Here is an 18,363-nt window from a genome sequence, read left to right as displayed (position 1 = left end):
CCCATGGCCGACATCGTTCTGGAGAACGTTTCCAAGCAGTACCCGGACGGCTCGACAGCCGTGCACGACTTCGACCTCACCATTTCCGAGGGCGAGTTCATCATCTTGGTGGGGCCCTCGGGTTGCGGTAAGTCGACGACCCTCAACATGATTGCCGGTCTGGAAGACATCAGCAGCGGTGAATTGCGCATCGGCGGCACGCGGATGAACGAGACGGCTCCGAAAGACCGCGATATCGCGATGGTCTTCCAGAGTTACGCGCTGTATCCGCACATGACGGTCCGCGAGAACATTGCGTTCCCACTGAGCTTGGCTAAGGTCGACAAGGCGGAGATCGCTCGCCGTGTCAACGATGCGGCGACGATGCTTGACCTCACCGAGTACCTCGATCGCAAGCCGGCGAACCTGTCCGGTGGTCAGCGGCAGCGTGTCGCGATGGGACGCGCGATTGTGCGCACGCCGAACGCATTCCTGATGGATGAGCCGCTGTCGAACCTTGACGCCAAGCTGCGTGTGCAGATGCGTACCGAGATCGCGTTGCTGCAGAAGCGACTGGGCACCACAACCGTGTACGTGACCCACGATCAGACTGAAGCTATGACGCTCGGCGACCGCGTCGTCGTGATGCGGGCTGGCGACGTTCAGCAGGTCGGTGCACCGCAGGACCTGTACGACCATCCCGTCAACCTGTTCGTCGCGGGTTTTATCGGCTCGCCCGCGATGAACTTCATCCCCGGTCGCCTGACGGCCAATGGCATTGACTCGGTAATTGGTCCCATCCCGTTGGCTGACGCTCCGAACGTCACCGCCCGTGCCCAGCAGATCAACAGTAACGGCGAGGTCCTGGTGGGAATCCGTCCCGAGCACCTTGAGGATGTCGCGCTACTGCCGCCCGGGCACCCCGGCGGAACCGTCGAGTTCCCGGTGACCGTGGACGTCATGGAATCGATGGGGTCGGACAAGTTCGCCTACTTCCGCCTCGATGCGCCGGGGCAGGCGATGGGCGTGCTCAACGAGCTTGCCGCCGACCTTGGCAGCACCACCGAGGGCGGGCAGAAGGTGGCTCGGCTGTCGCCAGCGTCACGCGTCATTCGCGGCGAAGCGATCAATTTGGGATTCGATCCGAGCCACGTCCACGTCTTCGACACCGCGAGCGGTCAGAGCCTGCGATAGTGCTTCTCGGTGACTCGGGCGTACTGAGTGCGCCCGGCTTACTCGAAGGCTGACGAACCGACGTGCTTGACTGGACAGGTGAGTTTGTCTTTCGGATCCAAGCCCGCCGGCTCTATCATCGAGCAGGTTGCCGAGCACCTGACGGGGACCTTCGGGTCCGACCCTCAACGTGCCTCTGTCACGTTCCTCGGTGTGGAACCCATCGACGTGTTGCGGTTTGTTCGCCAACGTGACGTGGTATTCGCGACGGTCGGTTGTGCGCGGCATCCCATGCACGACCCGTCCGACTTCGCGCCGGATCCGCAGCGCGGACCTCGTGCGGAGGTGACCGTGACGATGCGGGCAACGGCCGGATTGCAGGGACTGCACAAGTCTCTGGCGACCTTGGCTGCGGCCCCGTCGATCGAGGGGCTGATCCTCGCCGAGGATTCGCTCGTGGATCTCCAGGCCCCGTTGTGGGTCGGTGCCATCTGTACCGCGTTCCTCTTGGAAGCAGACCCGGACGTGGCGAACCTCGAGTTGGCCGACCCCTACGATCCCGTGCAGTTTCTCCGCGCCATCCCCATCACTGCCAATGAGGCGGCGTGGGTCCGCCTTAAGGGTGCCGGAGCACTGCGCGAAGCGTGGGCCGAGGCGGGCACTGACCCAACGGACCCGCAGCGAACGGCAGTCACTCCAGCTTGACGATTACAACCAGTCGTGGCGGTGGAACACGCGCCACAGCGTGAAGCAGACGGTAAGCAGCAGGGCGACAAGCACCGGATAGCTGTACTGCCAATGCAATTCGGGCATGTGATCGAAGTTCATGCCATAGATGCCCGCAGCTGCCGTTGGTACTGCCGCTATGGCGGCCCACGCGGAGATCTTGCGCATGTCGGTGTTCATTTGGATGCTGACTTTGGTGGCGGCGGCATTTAACAGGGCAGTCAACCGCTCATCGTATTCGGTGACCATGTCGTTGACGGTGGTCAAGTGGTCGGCGACGTCGCGGAAGTGTCGGCGAATTTCCTTGCCGCCCTGGGTGAGGTTCGACCATTCGATCGGCGACTTGTTGTCCGACAGTTGCAGCAGCGGCAAACCGAGCGGGTGGACCGCCCGCCGCATTTCCAGCACTTCCCGCTTAAACAGGTAAACCACGTCGATGTCGACGTCGCCGGACGGTGCGTCGAAGACGCGCTCCTCCAAGTCGTCGACATCGGATTCCATTTCACCGACGACCCGCAGGTATGCGTCGACCACATGGTCTGCGACGGCGTGCATCACGGCCGCGGGACCCAACTTCAACTGCTCGGGACGGTGTTCCAGCAGGCGTCGCACACCGGCGAGGTGGGTGTGTTCACCGTGCCGGACGGTGATGACGAAGTTGTCGCCGGCGAGAACCATGATTTCGCCGGTTTCCACAATGTCATTGGCGACATCGTCGTCCTCGTGGTCGACGTAGGTGAGCGTTCGAAGCACCATGAACCGGGTGTCGTCGTACAGTTCAAGTTTCGGACGCTGGTGGGCGTGGACGGCGTCCTCCACCATCAAGGGGTGCAGGCCGAATGCTTCGCCGACGTCGGTCATCTGCTGGTCGCTGGGGTGATGCAGGCCCAGCCACACGAAGCCTCTTCCTTCGGCTCGAACCCAGGCAAGGGCTTGGCGGAAATCATGCGACTCGGTGCGGCGCACTCCGTCGACGTACACGGCGCAGTCGACGACTGCCTGTGAGACCGGTACCGGGGGCGTCGGGAAGTCCGGTCCCTTGGCTGGCGGGACCTTTCCCGGCCCGCGGTTTCCGGGCTGCAGCATTCTCGGCATCGATGGCACTCATCGACCATAGCTACTGCACGCGTGTACCGGTGTTAACCCGCGCCTTTACACTCGACATCGTGCCTTTCGACATGACCGTCTATGCAGCGACAGCGATCACGCTGATCGTGATTATGGACCCGCCAGGCCAAGTGCCCGTGTTCTTGTCGCTGGTGGGACGACGCTCGGTGGAGTACCGGAGAAAGGCGGCGTGGCAGGCGCCGCTGGTGTCGTTGTTCGTGATTAGTCTGTTCGCCGTTGGTGGTCGTGCCATCCTCGGCTACCTGCACATCGGCATCCCCGCGTTGCAGGGCGCCGGTGGGCTCCTGTTGCTGCTCGTGGCGTTGCAATTGTTGACGGGTATGGGCGTCTCGACGGCTGGTCAGGCCTCCGACGACGTGAACGTCGCACTCGTGCCGCTCGGCACTCCGCTCCTTGCCGGGCCGGGGGCGATCGCCGCGGTGATCGTGGCCGTCAGTGAGAGTCACGGCGATGTGGGGGCCTACCTCGCGATCGCCGCAGCCATCTTGACCGCGCACGTGGTGGTCGCGTTGGCGCTGTTCTATTCGACGACGTTGATTCGCGTGTTGAAAATTGGTGGCATTACCCTGCTGGCGAAGATTGCTGGCCTGCTGCTGGCAGCGATCGCCGTCCAATTGATCGCCACGTCAGTTATCGGTTTCGCAGCGACGGCTTGAGTGCGTGGGGTTGCCCCGGCGGTGACTATTCTGGCTGTGATGGCTATTCGAGGATTCTTTCGACGTACCGCCGTACTGGTTGCGACGGCCGCGACCGCGGCAACGCTGCTGAGCGCATGCGGGTCCGATAACCAAGTGCCCTTGCGTGTCAGCAGCGACGGCACCGTCTCCATGCGGGTCGCGGCGCAGGTGTACGCCAAGGCGTTGGCGCGGACCGGTGTTTGGGTCGACGTCACCGATGAGGTCGCGGGAGACCGTCGACTGCTGGAGCGTGCTGCCGAAGGGGAGGTGGATCTGTTCCCGGCCTTCACCGGGGACCTGCTGACGACGCTGACGCCCGCACCGACTGCCGTCACGGGGGACGAGGTAGCGACGGCCGTCAATCGTGCACTGCCGCAGGGAGTCACGATTGGCGATCCGGCATCGGTCAGCAACCGGCGGCAACTCGTCGTCGCAGAGAGCCTCATCGGTACCTCCGGCTTGGCTGACCTTTCCGACTGCGCGGTACTGCCAGCCGGGCTACCTCTAGTGACGACCGGGATCCTGACATCGGAGGAACGACGGTCGTTCGAGGTGTGTCGCTTTGGGTCGATTGTCGACCAGCAGTCTCCCGCGCAGGTGCTTGCCGCCGTCCGCGACTCGCGCGCGTTGGGGACGCTGACCGGCTTGGAGGCGGCGGGTACGCTGGTCGGCCAAGACACCGTTATCGCCGTCCGGTCGGCCGATGCCGGACCGATGGCCGAAGATCTGGTGCCGGTGTTCCGGAGCGGGAGCATCGGAAAGTCACAGATGAAGGCGCTGAGCCGCGTCGCGGGCGAGTTAACGTCCGCCGATGTGGTTGCGATGTCAGAGCGTGTCGCGAACGGTGCTGATCCCGCTGTCGTCGCTAGCGAGTGGGTTAGTACGCACGGCGTGTAAGGCTGCGCGCCCCGGGCGACTTATTTTCGGTCGGAGTTCAACATTTCGGAGGCTGAAACGAAAAACTGCGGCCCGCCCGACAAGAAATCGTCGTCGGCGGGCCGCAGTGGATTGTGCGCGGTTAGGCCTTCTTGAGAGCCCATCCCGTCAGTCGGGCACTGATGCCCTGGTAACTGGAGGCGACGACGCGAACCGCGAGGTCGAGGACCTTGGCGTCGGCACCGACGAGGACGCGGGCGTGCTCACGTTCGACGGCCTTGATGATGATCTGGGCAGCCTTCTCGGAACTGGTGTTGGCCAGGTACTTGTCGAACAATTCGGCGGTTTTCGCCTGGTCGTGATCACCGGAAGTCGTGGCGTTGCGGGCGATGGCGGTCTTGATGCCGCCGGGGTGAACGCACGTCACTTTCACCGGATGTTTGGCGATGATCATTTCCTGGTTGAGGGCCTCGGTGAAACCGCGTACCGCGAACTTCGCCGAATTGTAGGCGGCCTGACCGGGCTCGGCCAGGAGGCCAAACAGTGACGAGGTATTGACGACATGCCCGTCACCGGAGGCAATCAAGTACGGCAGGAAAGCCTTGGTGCCGTTGACGACACCCCAGTAATCGATGTCCATGACGCGTTCAATGTCCTTGAACTCCATGGTTTCGACCTCGCCATGATGAGCGATACCGGCGTTGTTGAAAATGGCGTTGACCGTGCCGAAGTGTGCGGCAACAGTGTCGGCGTACTCGAGCATCGCTTCGCGCTCAGCGACGTTGAGAATCTGACTGTGTACCTGGGCGCCGGTGGCGGCAACGAGGCGTTCGGTTTCGGCGAGACCAGCGGGGTCGACGTCGGAGATGGCGACCTTGGCGCCTCGTTCGGCGAGTTGCACCGCGAGGTCGCGGCCCATGCCTGAGCCCGCACCGGTGATGACGACGACCTTGTTCTTGAAGTCCTTCATGAAATGTCTCCTGAGGTTAGTAGTTAGACGGTCGCGATGGCCGGCTCGGAAGATTCGTTGGCTGGCGCCGCGGGCTGCTCTGCAGTCACGGTCTCGTAGGCGTCAAGGTCGAAAGACCGTGTTGCATTGCGGAAACTGAACGTGAATCCCGGCCACAGGGCGGTGATCTTGCCGGTGTGATCCTTGTACCAGGACGCGCAGCCGCCGGTAACCCACACGCTGTTGCGGAGGGTGCGCTGCAAGCCGCTGTTGTACGCGTCTTGGACGTCGTGCTTCACGTCGGTACGAACAATGCCGCGTGCGTGCGTCTTGCGGACATAGTCGACGAGATAGTTGAGTTGAGATTCGATCATGTAGACCATCGAGCTGTGGCCGAGACCGGTCGACGGGCCAATCAGCAACATCAGGTTCGGGAAGCCGTGAACGAACGAACCCTTGTAGGCCTGCATACCGTCCTGGGCCCAGACCTGGGCGAGGCTCTGTCCGTTGGCGCCAACGATGGTGTCGAAGACCGGTGAGTCAGTGACATGGAACCCGGTGGCAACGACGAGAACGTCAACGTCGCGGGCGGTACCGTCTTTGGTTACGACACCGGTGGGAGTGATGCGGTCGATACCGTCGGTCACCAACTCGACGTTGTCCTGATCGAGGGTCGGGTACCAGTCGTTTGACTTCAGAATTCGTTTGCAGCCGACCGCGAACTTTGGGGTTACCGCCTTGCGGAGTTCCGGGTCGCGGATGCCGCGGAAGATGTTGCCGCGGGAGAGAAACTCGACGGGCTTGAGTGCCTTCGGGGCGTAGGTCATGCCGGCGGCAACAAACTCGCTGCCGGAGTAGATGGTGCCGCGGATGGCGGACTGCAGGCCGGGGACGTGCTTAAAGGCCCACTTTTCGGCGCCGAGATAGGGTCGTTCGTTGCGGGGGATGATCCACGGCGCGGTGCGCTGGTAGACATCCATGTGGTTCACGACCTTGCCGAGCTGCGGGACCACTTGGATGGCCGAGGCGCCGGTTCCGATGACGGCGACGTTCTTGCCGGAGTAATCGAAGTCGGTGTCCCACCGGGAGGTGTGAACGATTTTGCCCTGGAACGAATCGATCCCGTCAATGTCGGGGAGGTTTGGTTCGCACAGGGGGCCGATGCCGCCGACCACGGTCCGTGCCGTGATGGACTGCTTCTGTCCGTCGCGAACGTAGTCGATGCGCCAATGTCCGGCGGCCTCATCCCATTCCGCGTGGGTGACGTCACTGCCGAACCGCGCCTTGTCACGGACGCCGTACTGGTCGGCGACGTCGTTGATGTAGCGATGAATCTCCGGCTGGTGTGAATACGACCGGGACCAGTCGGGGTTGAGGGCAAACGAGTACGAGTACAGATGTGACGGGACGTCGCACGCTGCACCGGGGTACACATTGTCGCGCCAGGTGCCGCCGAAGTCGGCGCCGCGGTCGAACAGAACGAAGTCGTCGATACCGTCCTGGCTCAGCTTGATAGCTGCGCCGAGGCCGGAGAAGCCGGCTCCGATGATCGCGATCTCTACATCATGCGTTGTCATAGTCACCACGATAAGGGCGTGTTGACCATGAGTCAATAGGTAATTGAATCTTGGTCAATAAGGGCATAGGTTGGAAGACATGACCACTCCTCGAACGCGAATGAGCCCCGCTGCACGGCGCCGTCAGCTCATCGACCTCGGTGTGGAAATGGCGCGGGACCAGCCCCTGGAACTCATTACGATGGAGACTGTCGCCGAAGCTGCAGGCGTTTCAAAAGGCCTGCTCTTTCACTATTTTGAGTCGAAAGCCGACTTTCACCTGTGCCTGATTTCGGAGCAGGCCCAGGAGATGCTGGCGCGCACCGAGCCGCAGGAAGATCTCGGTGACCCGATCGCGATGCTGTACGCCTCGGTTGGCTCCTACGTCGACTACGTAGCGGCGAACGGGCGCGGATTTATCAGCGTCATTAGGGGATCGGCGAGCGCCGACGATGCGATTCGGGAAGTCGCCGAACGCACGCGTGCGGCGATGTCTGAGCGGATCCTGTCCCGAGCCGGACTCCTCGGTCTTGAACGCACTCCGGCCGTCGAATTGGCCGTCGCCGGGTGGGTGGCATTCGTCGAAGAGATGCTTGTTCGCTGGCTGGAAAATCCCGTCGTCTCCCGTGACGAACTCATCGCCATCTTCGTCGGAGCCCTGCCCTCTCTCGCGGGACTCGTCAGTTCCGTCACCGCCGCGGACTAGCCCCTCCCGCCCTCGCCCCGGCTCGTTCTCGCCCCGGCTCGTTCTCGCATGATGCGTCGATTCCCGCACTATGTCAGACATAGTGCGGGAATCGACGCATCATGCGAGAACGGCGGGAGCGAAGCGAGCGCGGTATGAGAAACGCCCCGCCGGAAATCCGGCGGGGCGTACTCGGTTAATGCTTAGACGATGGGCGTGAAGGCTTCGTCGACGATCTCTTGCTGCTCCACGGCGTGCACCTTGCTGGAACCCGACGACGGGGCCGACATGGCGCGACGCGAGATGCGGCGCAGGCCACCGAGCAACTCGGGCAGCATCTCCGGAAGCCACAGGCCGAGGAACGGCCACGGACCCTGGTTGGCAGGCTCTTCCTGAACCCACACGAAGTCGCCGGCGTTGGGGTACTGCTCCAACGTGCGTGCCAAACGACGGTAGGGCACCGGGTACAACTGCTCGACGCGGACGATCGCAATGTCGTCGCGACCTTCCTTCTCCTGGCGGGCGGCGAGCTCGTAGTACAGCTTGCCGCTGACCAACTGAACACGCTTCACCTTGGACCGGTCGCCACCCCGATGGGTGAACTTCGGGTCGTCGATGACCGACAGGAACTTGCCGTCGGTGAATTCCTCAACCGGCGACACCGCAGCCTTATTACGCAGCATCGACTTCGGAGTGAAGACCACCAGCGGGCGGCTGATGCCATCGTGCACGTGGCGACGCAGCAGGTGGAAGTAGCTCGCGGGAGTCGACGGCAGTGCGACCGTCATCGAGCCCTCGGCACACAGCTGAAGGAAACGCTCAATGCGACCCGACGTATGATCCGGGCCCTGACCTTCATGGCCGTGCGGCAACAGCAGCACGACGTCGCTGCGCTGGCCCCACTTGGCTTCGCCCGAGCTGATGAACTCGTCGATGATCGACTGCGCGCCATTGACGAAGTCACCGAACTGCGCTTCCCACAGGACCAAGGCTTCGGGGTCGGCGACGGCGTAGCCGTACTCAAAGCCGAGGACACCGAACTCACTGAGTGGGGAGTCGTAGACCAGGAATCGGCCCGAAGCGTCGGGCAGATGGTTTAGCGGCGTGTACTCAGAGCCGTTCTCCCGGTCAATGAGGACCGAGTGGCGCTGAGTGAACGTGCCGCGGCGCGAGTCCTGGCCGGACAGACGAACCGTTTTGCCTTCCTGCACCAGGGTGCCGAACGCGAGAAGCTCAGCGAACGCCCAATCGATGTCGCCCTTGACGGGCATCTCATGCCTGCGCTTAATGACTGGGCGCACGCGCGGGTGCGCGGTAAAGCCCTCCGGCAGATTCCCGAACGCGTCGCCGATCTCGGCAAGCTTCTCCTGCGAGACAGCCGTGACGAGCTGGGTGCGAAGGGTCTGATCGCCCTCGACCGACGGGGAAGCCTCCGGCGTGTACCGCTCCAGTTCCTTGACCTCGACGAAGACCCGTTCAAGCTGGCCCTGGTAGTCGCGCAGAGCGTCTTCGGCTTCCTTGGTGGAGATGTCACCGCGGCCGATCAACGCTTCGGTGTAGCTCTTACGGACGCTGCGCAGGTTGTCGATCACGTCGTACATGGCCGGCTGAGTCATCGACGGATCGTCGCCCTCATTGTGGCCGCGGCGGCGGTAGCAGACGAGGTCGATGACGACGTCGCGGTTGAATGCTTCGCGGTAGTCGACGGCCAACTTGGCAGCCCAGACGCAAGCCTCGGGATCGTCGCCATTGACGTGGAAGATTGGCGCGCCAATCATCTTGGCGATATCGGTGCAGTACTGCGTCGACCGCGAGTACTCGGGTGCGGTGGTAAAGCCAACCTGGTTGTTGACGACGATGTGGACCGTACCGCCGGTGCGGTAGCCATTCAGCATCGACATGTTCAGGACTTCGGCGACAACACCCTGACCTGCGAACGCGGCATCGCCGTGCAGCATGAGGGGCATGACCGCGAACGGGTGACCGTCGGCCATCTGATCCTGCTTGGCGCGGACGATGCCTTCCAGGACCGGGTCGACGGCCTCGAGGTGGCTCGGGTTAGCGGTCAGCGAGACGGTGATCTCGTTGTCGCCGAACATTTGGTAGTACTTGCCCTCGGAACCGAGGTGGTACTTCACGTCGCCCGAACCGTGAGCCTCGGCGGGGCCGAGATTGCCCTCGAACTCGGTGAAGATCTTGGAGTACGGCTTGCCGACAATGTTCGCGAGAACGTTGAGGCGTCCGCGGTGCGGCATGCCAATGACAACCTCTTCGAGGCCGTGCTCGGCACCCTGGTCCAGGACCGCATCCATCATCGGGATGACCGACTCGGCACCCTCGAGCGAGAAGCGCTTCTGGCCGACGTACTTGGTTGCCAGGAAAGTCTCGAAAGCCTCAGCGGCGTTGAGCTTGCTCAGGATGTACTTCTGCTCGGCAACCGATGGCTTGGCGTGCTTGATCTCCACCCGATCCTGCAGCCAACGCTGCTGCTCCGGATCCAAAATGTGCGTGTACTCGACACCGATGTGGCGGCAGTAGGCATCGCGCAAGATGGCGAGGACTTCGCGCAGCTTCATATCGGACTGGCCGTGGAAGCCGCCGACCTTAAACGAGCGATCCAAGTCCCACAGCGTCAAACCGTAGGTCAGTACGTCAAGGTCCGGGTGTGCCACCCGGGCGGCCGTATCCATCATCAACGGGTCGGTGTCCGCCATCAGATGTCCGCGGTTGCGGTAGGCGGCAATCAACTCGAGGACGCGGGTCGTCTTATCGATCGAGCCCTCGGGGATGTCCCGACGCCAGCGGACCGGCTCGTACGGAATCTGCAGAGCGGTGAAAAGCTCATCCCAGAAGCTGTCGTCGATCAGCAGGTTGTGGATCGTCCGCAGGAAGTCACCGGACTCCGCGCCCTGAATGATGCGATGGTCGTAGGTCGAGGTGAGGGTAATCAGCTTGCCAACGCCCATGGCCGCGAGTTGTTCGTCGCTGGCACCCTGGAACTCGGCGGGGTACTCCATGGCACCAGCACCGATGATCGTGCCCTGGCCCTGCATCAGACGCGGCACCGAGTGCACGGTGCCGATGGTGCCGGGGTTGGTCAGCGAGATGGTGACGCCAGCGAAGTCGTCCGCACCCAACTTGCCGTCGCGTGCGCGTCGAACGATGTCCTCGTAGGCGTCAACGAACGCCGAGAAGCTCAACGTTTCGCACTTCTTGATAGCGGCGACGACGAGGGTGCGGGCACCATTCTTGCCCTTGAGGTCGATCGCCAAACCGAGGTTGGTGTGTGCAGGCGTGACAACGTTCGGCTTGCCGTCGATCTGGGCAAAGTGCCGGTTCATGCTGGGGAAGGACTTGACCGCCTGAACGATCGCATAGCCGAGCAAATGGGTGAAGCTGACCTTGCCGCCGCGGGTACGCGCCAAATGGTTATTGATGACAATGCGGTTGTCGATCATCAGCTTCGCCGGGATGGCACGGACGCTCGTCGCAGTGGGAACCTCAAGCGAGGAATTCATGTTGCGCACGATGGCGGCGGCGGGTCCGCGGAGAACCTGGTTCGTTTCGGTCGCGGTGTCGTCGACCGACTTGCTGGCCGAGGCCGCCATACTCGAACCCGAAGCGGCCTTGGTTGCCGGCGCTTCACGGGCGGGAGCTGGGGTGCGCGTCACCGCGGAATTCTTCGTGGGCTCGGTGTCGAGCGTGACCGCGCGCTTAGAAGCGACGGTGGCAGCGGGTGCAGCGGGTGCTGCGGGGGCGGCCGCAGCGGCGGGGGCTGCGGGCGTTGCAGGGGTTGCCGAAGCCGTCGAGGAGGGACGGTAGTTCTTGAGTAGCTCGTGCCAGCTCGGATCGACTGATTCGGGGTTGGTCTGGAATCGCTGGTACATCTCCTCAACCAGCCACTCGTTTTGTCCGAAGTCTGATTCGGAAATCGAACTGCTCACAGCGTTGTCTCGCCTCAATTCACCGGGGTGTTCTGTTGATCTTTAGCGCTCGGCCGACGTGATCTTGTGAACCGCAGCCGACCTACCATTCATCGATGGTACGCGGGCGGCTCTCGACAAGTGGAAAGTGTGCGACCCTGACCAGCTAGGTATTCGATTAGTGGTCAAAATCACGCGATTGACGGCAGTTCGCCGTCCGGTTTTGTCTGAATTGTGGTGTGTGTCGCCCTTAGTTTGTGCCGGATTCGCGGCTTCGTGGCATAACCCGCAAGCTACGGCTTCTCGTTGTGCAGTCATCTGCTGGTCGCGACCTGCCGGTCGCGGTCCGTGACGGTGTCGCTCTCGCAGTCGTCAGGCGAGACGCCCGCATCCCAGAGTCGTCGATACGGTCCGTCAGCCTCGACCAGTTCGCTGTGTGTTCCGCATTCCACGATTTGGCCATCCTCGACAACCGCGATCGTGTCCGCGCGCGCGGCGGTCGCCAACCGGTGGGCCACGATCACGCTGCTGCGACGCCGCGACAGTGCCTCGCCAGCGGCGAGAACTTGCGCCTCCGTTGCTTGGTCGAGGGTAGCGGTGGCCTCGTCGAGCAGGATGAGATCGGGTTCGACGAGTTCCGCGCGGGCCAAGGCAATCAGTTGCCGTTGGCCGGAGGAAAGTCCGCGGCCACGTTCAGCAATCGGGAACTCCATGCCACCCGGGAGGTCGGCGATCATCGCCGCGGCACCGACACGGCGGGCGGCTTGCGCGATTAGCTCGCGGGAGGCCCCCGGCCGCCCATAGGCGATGTTGTCGGCAACCGTCCCGGCAAACAGGTGTGGCTCCTGCGGAACCACCCCGAGCCGACTCCGGTAGCGATGCAACTCGATCTCGCGCAGGTCGGTGCCGTCCATGCGGACAGTACCCATCGTGGGGTCGTAGAAGCGGGCAAGCAATTTAACGATCGTCGACTTGCCTGCACCGGTGGTTCCGACAAGCGCCAGTGAGGTGCCAGCCGGAATGTGCAAGCTGACGCCGCGGAGGGCGTCGGACTCGGCACCGGAATAGCGGAAAGACACGTCATCAAAGCGGACGTCGCCGTCGTAGGCCGGGGCCGCCAGGTCCCGTGCGCTGACTTCGGTGTCGGCGAGGGGTGCGTCGACGAGCGAACTGGGGGTGAGTAACAGATCGCGGATGCGGCGCAATCCAACAGCTGCCTGCTGGTACGAATCGAATACCGAGGTCAACTGCTGCACCGGACCAAAAAGCATGCCCAAGTAGAGGACAAACGCGATCAAGGTTCCCGATGACAGGTCACCGGAAATCACCTGATGTGCGCCCAATCCAAGGACCACGGCGGTCGCAGCTTCCGAACAGAACGTAATGAACGGGAAGTACAGCGAAATGGCCCGTTGGGAATCCATGCGCGCGGAAACCCACGCGTCGCTCCGGCGGCCGAACTCGGCACGGGCGGCCGGAATATGCCGGTAGACGCGAGTCGTCGCCAACCCAGCGATGTTCTCTTGGAAATCGGCGTTGACCGCAGAAACCAACTCACGAGTCCGCGTGTAGGCGTTCGACGAGTAGCGGCGGAAATAAAAGGTCGCGATCAACAGCAGGGGGAAGACCGGCGCGATCACCAGCGCCAGCTGCCAGTCGGTGGCCAATAGCGCAGCCGAAACGCCGAACAGGGTCAGTACGGCGATGACGGCCGACGACAAACCGTTCTGGACGAAGCCAGATAGGGCGTCGACGTCGGTGGTCATGCGGGTCATGATGCGGCCAGACAGTTCACGTTCGTAGTAGTCGAGGCCGAGTCGCTGCAGGTGGGCGTAGCTACGGATACGCAGCGCGTACAGCACGCGTTCGCCCGCACGGGTTGCGGAGAGGACGTTGATGGCACCCGCGATCCAGGCGGCCAACGTGAGCGCGACACCGACCAACGTCGCGATCCCGATGACCTTGGCGTCGGTCCCGGAGCTGGCATCCAGCACCTTCCGGGCCAGGGTCGGGAAAGCCAAGCCGATGAGCGTGTCCGCGGCAATTGTCGCGACCACAACTGCCAAGAGCCACCGCACCGGCCGCAGAATCTGGCGGAGACTGAAGGTCGAACGTTCGGCGCGAGCGGCGGCGACGTCGACGTGTGGTGCTTCGTCAGCCGGGGGCAGTGCATCGACTGCGGCCCGGATTTCCGGCGTGGCGGGCATGGAACCCAGAGCCCCGCTACGACCGCCACTGCCGGGACCAAACCGTTGAGGCGCGGTTGATTCCCGTCGTGCCGTAGGTGCGGGAGTGTCGACACCGCCGGGCCACAGGTCCGCGACGTCAATCGATTGCTGTCGTTCTACGCTGGCCGCAGCGGCCGCCCGCTGTTCGGGAGTGTCCGTCGCCGACATGAGTTCGCGGAAGCGTTCACTGCGTTCGGTGAGCTCTGAAACGGTGCCAATGTCGACGACTTTGCCGCCGTCGAGAACGGCGACACGGTCGGCGATTGTCAGGGTGGAACTGCGGTGGGCAAGAACCAGCATCGTGGTGCCGAGCGACCGGAAGTGCCCAAAGATACGGGCCTCGGTAGCCGCGTCGACGGCAGAGGTCGCGTCGTCGAGAACCAACACGCGGGCACGCTGGTAGAGGGCGCGCGCCAGAGCGATGCGTTGACGCTGCCCGCCAGACAGGGTGAGGCCGCGTTCGCCGACCTGACTGTCGTAGCCGTCGGGGAGATCTGCGGCGAAGTCGGCGGCCGCGGCGCGGGCCGCGGCCGTGATCGCCGGGACATCGCTGTCGTCGGGTTCGGCCGGGCCGAGCGCAATGTTGGTGCCAATGGAAGTTGAGTAGAGGAACGGCTCGTCGAAAGCGAAGGCCACCGTTTTGTACAACTCGTCGGGGCTCAGATCTGACAGTTCAGTACGACTGCCATCGCTCCCGACAAGGGCGATGCTCCCGGCGTCCGGACGGTAGGCCCCGGTCACCAGTTCGGCGAGCGTCGACTTTCCCGATCCCGGGCCGCCGACGACGGCCACGCACTCGCCGGGCTGAAGGTGGAGGTCGACGCCGGACAGGACCGCTCGGTCGCCGTAGCTGAGGTCGACGTCGTCGAACGTGAGACCCACCGGTCCGACCGGAGCAGTGCCAGTTTGGTTGAACGCGTCATCGCGCGGGTGGTCGATGACGTCGTACACGCGCGTCACCGCCGCGGCGGCTAGCTGCGCATTGACCACCAGGTTGGTGAGGACGCGAGCCAGGCCGGTCATCGTCGCGAGGTAGGTGGAGAATGCGAGGAACGTGCCAGCGGTGATGTTGCCAAGGAACACCAGGTAACCGCCAAGACCAATCACGGCGACCATGCCGAGTTGGGGGATCGCAGCCATCGTTGGGGTAAAACGGGCGCTGATGCGCGCGGCACGCAACTTGAAGCGGTACAGCCGGTCGCCGAGCCTGGCGAGTTCGTCCGTGGCGCGTCGCTCCTGGCCGAAACCTTTGACCACGCGGACGCCCGTGACAGTTTCTTCCACGTGACCAGCCACTTCGGCGGCTGCCTGCTGGGCAGCCCAGGTGGCCGCGAACAAACGCTTGCGGCTGTAGTAGACGATGACGGCGATCGTGGGCACAACGGTGACGGCTACGAGAGTGAGGAGTGGTGAGAGCCAGGCCATGACCCCCAGTGACAGCACCACCTGGACGGCACCGCCGATCGACAGCGGTGCCATCGCCAGAAGGGACTGAACTACCTGAAGGTCGGAGATGGACCGGGAAACCACCTGGCCGGTGCGGATGGTGTCGCGGGACGGTCCGTCGACGTGATGCAGTGTGTCGAGGAGTTCACGGCGAAGGTCGTCTTGCACCGTGATGGACATACGCCCCGCGGTCATCCGCCGCCCGAATTGAAAGCCGTAGCGTGCCACGGCGCCAATGAGCAGCGCGGCAATCAGCACGGACAGTGCAATCGAGACTGTGGACTGTCCGGTTGCGGAGTCGATCGCAGCCTTGGTGATCAACGGGGTCACCAAGTCCACGGCGACGGCCCCGAGGGTCACCGAGATCATCGTGATGAACAGTCGACGATGCCGGAACGCTTGCGCAACGAGTCTGCGGATCCACCCGTCGGTGGCGGGTGTTACCGCGGTCGTCAACCGGCCTCGATTGAGCGGTACGGAGCGATCACCTCTCCGTCAGTGGTCCAGGCGTCATTGATCCAGAAGTGCGGTGGGGGACCGAAGGCCGCGCGTGCGTTGCGAATCACGCGAGTTCCGAGCGCACGGTTGCCGACGCCACCAAGGACCGCGCCAATTCCACCGGGCACCAATTTGCCCATCACCACGGGCGCCTTGCCGAGGGTCAACTTGCGAGCGAACTTGCTGGCGAGTTTCTTATTGATGGTCGACATATTGACGCCGGGCAGCCCCGGGACGCCGAGTCGGGCCATGGCATCGCCGCCCTTGGCTCCGAGTGCCTTGCCAACCAGGTTGGCTCCCTCTTCGCCCAAGGCAACTGCCAGTACGAGCGTCTTGCGGCGTTCGTGATCAGTCGGTGCAATGCCGTGAACTTCGGCAACCGCGAGCGCCAGCAGTGCCGATGCCTCGATGAAGACCGCGGTCTCGGCCGTGATGGCACCGAGAGCGGTGACCGTACCGACACCGGGGATGGCGGCAGTGGCACCGACGGCACCACCGGATGCGGTGACCGTATTCAAGTACAGCTTTTCCAGGCGCCGAATGACTTGCTCTGGACCTTCGTCGGGGTACTTGTTGCGAACCCGGCGGACGTACTTTTCGACGGCGGGACGCTGCAGGCGCTGCGCTTTATCGACCAGCGTGCCGACAAAGGGCAGCGCCTTGTTGGCGTCGGACACCACGACCGGGGCGCCCTCGATTGAGCCGCGGGCGGGAACAGGCAGGTAGGCGGGGGGTGTAGACGGTGCAGCGTTGTTCTTCTTGCGCATGTCGCGCTCCCTTGTCTTTCGGTTCGGTCAGATCATTCGATCGGGTTCGGCGAACCACCTTCGTACAACAGTTGCGCTGCCGGATTATTCCGTGGTGGGCGAATCCAGCGGCAACCATGCGTTTTCCTTCTCGACGTTACCGAGATTTGCAGTTGATCGCCGGTGGGTGATCGGTGTTAACCTTGCGAACATTCATCAACGCGAAAGGGGATTCGGGTGACCTCGACTCCGCAAGCCACAGCTTTCAAATCGGTCACCGATAGGCCCTGGGCGGCACTTATCGCTCTCTGCGTCGGCTTCTTCATGATCCTCGTCGACATGACAATCGTCGCGGTCGCACAGCCGCAGATCATGTCCGCGCTCGATGCCGACGTCAACGGCATTGTGTGGGTCACAAGCGCCTATCTGCTGACATATGCGGTGCCGTTGCTCATCGCCGGTCGTCTTGGCGACAAAATCGGTCCCAAGACGGTGTATCAGGCAGGCTTGATCCTTTTCACCGCCGCGAGCGTGTGGTGCGGCCTCTCTGGCAGCATCGGCGAACTCATCGCCGCGCGCGCCCTGCAGGGATTGGGTGCCGCGCTCATTACGCCGCAGACCATGGCGTTGATCACCCGCATCTTCCCGCCGGAACGACGTGGCGCCGCCATGGGCGTGTGGGGCACTGTCGCCGGTGTTGCCACGCTCGTCGGACCACTTCTCGGCGGCATCCTGACCGACTCGTTCGGCTGGGAATGGATCTTCTTCGTCAACCTGCCCGTCGGCATCGCCGGACTGGTGCTTGCGGCGATGTACGTGCCGAGCGTCGAAACTCACGATCACAAGTTCGACTGGGTTGGTGTCGGTCTGTCGGCCGTTGGCCTGAGTGCATTGGTGTTCGGGATCCAGGAGGGAGAATCCTACGACTGGGCCGGCTGGATCTGGGCCTTAATCGGCAGCGGCATCGTCATCATGGTGCTGTTTGTGCTGTGGGAAGCGAAGACGCGACTGGAACCGCTGGTCCCGCTGTCGCTGTTCCGCGACCGCAATTTCTCCGTCTCCAACATTGGTATCGCCGCGATGGGCTTCGCCGTGTCTGGTTCGATGATTCCGATCATGTTCTTCCTGCAGTTGGTCGGCGGGATGTCGCCGCTGCGGTCGGCGCTCGTCATGGTTCCGATGGCCGTGCTGACTGGCATCCTGGCACCCATCGTCGGTCGGATTCTGGATCGGGTGAATCCGCGGAACATCGTGTCGTCGGGCCTGTTTGCCTACGCGGTGGCTTCCTTCTGGGCCGGTGCGGTGTTCCGTCCGGATACGCCGGTCTGGCAATTGTTACTACCGACGATGCTGATGGGTATTGCCAGCGCGGCTATTTGGGCGCCGCTCGCGGCGACCGCGACCCGGAACCTGCCCTGGTATCAGGCCGGTGCCGGGGCGGGCGTCTACAACACCACGCGCGTCATCGGTTCCGTGATCGGGTCGGCCGGTATCGGTGCGCTGATGATGTCGCGATTGTCGGCTGAGTTGCCGGGGGTCGACACGCAGAGCCACACCGGTACCGTCGAGCGACTGCCGGACTTTCTGCGCGACGGGTTTGCGCGCGCGATGGGCGACTCGATCTACCTCGGTGCGGCAGTGTTGCTGGTCGGCGCAATCGTCACCCTGTTGCTTGTCCCGACCGGATCGCCCAAGGAGCCTTTCAATAAGGAGACGCTCGGCCCGGCGGCCGACACCGACGCGCCCAGGTAATTCCACCCTCTGCTCGTTCTC

Annotated in this window: 12 protein-coding genes; 6 read left to right on the top strand and 6 right to left on the bottom strand. The window is 63.3% G+C overall.

Features of this window, described 5'->3' with window-relative positions; translation table 11 throughout:
- The first annotated feature begins 3 nt into the window (after positions 1 to 3).
- Positions 4 to 1,173 (top strand): ABC transporter ATP-binding protein, encoded by a 1,170-nt coding sequence (locus AC1L34_RS08310; RefSeq protein WP_424295996.1) that lies wholly within the window; start codon positions 4 to 6, stop codon positions 1,171 to 1,173.
- A 114-nt stretch (positions 1,174 to 1,287) separates the two neighbouring features.
- Positions 1,288 to 1,857, top strand: a complete 570-nt coding sequence (locus AC1L34_RS08305) for a suppressor of fused domain protein (RefSeq protein WP_424323864.1) — start codon at positions 1,288 to 1,290, stop codon at positions 1,855 to 1,857.
- Positions 1,858 to 1,860: 3 nt separating this feature from the next.
- Here AC1L34_RS08305 and AC1L34_RS08300 read toward each other — a convergent pair whose 3' ends face one another.
- Complete coding sequence (locus tag AC1L34_RS08300; protein WP_424296012.1) at positions 1,861 to 2,964, bottom strand: magnesium and cobalt transport protein CorA; 1,104 nt, start codon at positions 2,962 to 2,964, stop codon at positions 1,861 to 1,863.
- Between the two features lie 80 nt (positions 2,965 to 3,044).
- Between AC1L34_RS08300 and AC1L34_RS08295 the strand changes: the two genes are divergently transcribed.
- Both AC1L34_RS08295 and AC1L34_RS08290 read left to right on the top strand, forming a co-directional pair.
- Positions 3,045 to 3,662, top strand: coding sequence for a MarC family protein (locus AC1L34_RS08295; RefSeq protein ID WP_424295997.1), 618 nt, complete (start codon positions 3,045 to 3,047; stop codon positions 3,660 to 3,662).
- 39 nt (positions 3,663 to 3,701) lie between these two features.
- Positions 3,702 to 4,580, top strand: coding sequence for a glycine betaine ABC transporter substrate-binding protein (locus AC1L34_RS08290; protein WP_480035273.1), 879 nt, complete (start codon positions 3,702 to 3,704; stop codon positions 4,578 to 4,580).
- A 121-nt stretch (positions 4,581 to 4,701) separates the two neighbouring features.
- Here AC1L34_RS08290 and AC1L34_RS08285 read toward each other — a convergent pair whose 3' ends face one another.
- Positions 4,702 to 5,529 (bottom strand): SDR family NAD(P)-dependent oxidoreductase, encoded by an 828-nt coding sequence (locus AC1L34_RS08285; RefSeq protein ID WP_424296002.1) that lies wholly within the window; start codon positions 5,527 to 5,529, stop codon positions 4,702 to 4,704.
- A gap of 23 nt (positions 5,530 to 5,552) precedes the next feature.
- On the bottom strand, positions 5,553 to 7,085 hold the full coding sequence (locus AC1L34_RS08280; RefSeq protein ID WP_424296004.1) for a flavin-containing monooxygenase: 1,533 nt from the start codon (positions 7,083 to 7,085) through the stop codon (positions 5,553 to 5,555).
- A gap of 79 nt (positions 7,086 to 7,164) precedes the next feature.
- On the opposite strand from AC1L34_RS08280, the gene AC1L34_RS08275 reads away from it, so the two are divergent.
- Entirely contained in the window at positions 7,165 to 7,770 is a 606-nt protein-coding gene (locus AC1L34_RS08275; protein ID WP_424296006.1) for a TetR/AcrR family transcriptional regulator, read from the top strand.
- A gap of 182 nt (positions 7,771 to 7,952) precedes the next feature.
- Here AC1L34_RS08275 and AC1L34_RS08270 read toward each other — a convergent pair whose 3' ends face one another.
- The 3 genes from AC1L34_RS08270 to AC1L34_RS08260 all read right to left on the bottom strand — a co-directional run bounded on the left by AC1L34_RS08270 (position 7,953) and on the right by AC1L34_RS08260 (position 16,611).
- Positions 7,953 to 11,693, bottom strand: coding sequence for a multifunctional oxoglutarate decarboxylase/oxoglutarate dehydrogenase thiamine pyrophosphate-binding subunit/dihydrolipoyllysine-residue succinyltransferase subunit (locus AC1L34_RS08270; RefSeq protein ID WP_480035272.1), 3,741 nt, complete (start codon positions 11,691 to 11,693; stop codon positions 7,953 to 7,955).
- A gap of 293 nt (positions 11,694 to 11,986) precedes the next feature.
- A complete protein-coding gene (locus AC1L34_RS08265) occupies positions 11,987 to 15,802 on the bottom strand; it encodes an ABC transporter ATP-binding protein (protein ID WP_480035271.1) in 3,816 nt (1,271 codons plus the stop codon).
- On the bottom strand, positions 15,799 to 16,611 hold the full coding sequence (locus AC1L34_RS08260) for a hypothetical protein (RefSeq protein WP_424324521.1): 813 nt from the start codon (positions 16,609 to 16,611) through the stop codon (positions 15,799 to 15,801). The genes AC1L34_RS08265 and AC1L34_RS08260 overlap by 4 nt, the downstream gene beginning before the upstream one ends.
- Before the next feature lie 216 nt (positions 16,612 to 16,827).
- Between AC1L34_RS08260 and AC1L34_RS08255 the strand changes: the two genes are divergently transcribed.
- Positions 16,828 to 18,342: a DHA2 family efflux MFS transporter permease subunit gene (locus AC1L34_RS08255; RefSeq protein WP_480035270.1), complete on the top strand. Its 1,515-nt coding sequence runs from the start codon at positions 16,828 to 16,830 to the stop codon at positions 18,340 to 18,342.
- Positions 18,343 to 18,363: the final 21 nt, after the last annotated feature.

The organism is Gordonia sp. 34D (assembly GCF_056682775.1).
The sequence above is the reverse complement of the archived record's forward strand: the minus strand, read 5'-3'. Positions and strand labels throughout refer to the sequence as shown.